Raw genomic sequence first — 608 nt, 5'->3', positions numbered from 1 at the left:
GGAACGCGTCAAGGCCATCAACGACCCGAAAATCCGAATCATCGAAACACTGTGGAACGAACGCATGGCAGACCGCGGTTTTGTTTATGCGCAGCAAAAAATGATCGCCCAATACTCCTGCACCGGCGATTGGGCGTTCTACCTGGAGGGCGATGAAGTGGTACACGAAGGCGAGCTTGCCGCCATTCGGGCCAGTGTTGAGCGCCATCACTTCAATCCCGCAGTCGAAGCGCTGGTGTTTGACTACCATCACTTTTATGGCTCTCCCGACTGGATTTCCATCAGCCCGGGATGGTACCGTCGCGAATGCCGTTTGATCCGCAATACCATTCGAAGCTATGCACCCGATGGCCAGTATTGGCTGGTCACTACACAGCACAAACGGGGGCGTAACCCCCAGGGCGCACTTGCCGGTGCGCACATTTACCACTACGGCTGGATACGGCGCAACGAGGAAATGCAGAAGAAACTGGATCAGGTCAGCAAGTACTGGGGCGAGGCCTCAGCGGCGCAAATCACCTACAGCCAGTTTGATCGCCGCGCGCTCGCCCCTTTTAAGGGCACGCACCCCCAGGCGGTGCAGGAATGGCTGGCCACTGAGGCTGAAC

At 57.6% G+C, this 608-nt stretch carries 1 protein-coding gene; it reads left to right on the top strand.

Features of this window, described 5'->3' with window-relative positions; translation table 11 throughout:
* Positions 1-608: glycosyltransferase family protein (locus AC1DWI_RS25740; RefSeq protein ID WP_477726268.1), on the top strand; the 608-nt coding region annotated here is incomplete at both ends.

The organism is Polaromonas sp. P3_C2 (assembly GCF_056402675.1).
Note: the sequence above shows the minus strand (reverse complement) of the source record. Positions and strands in the feature narration are given on the sequence as shown.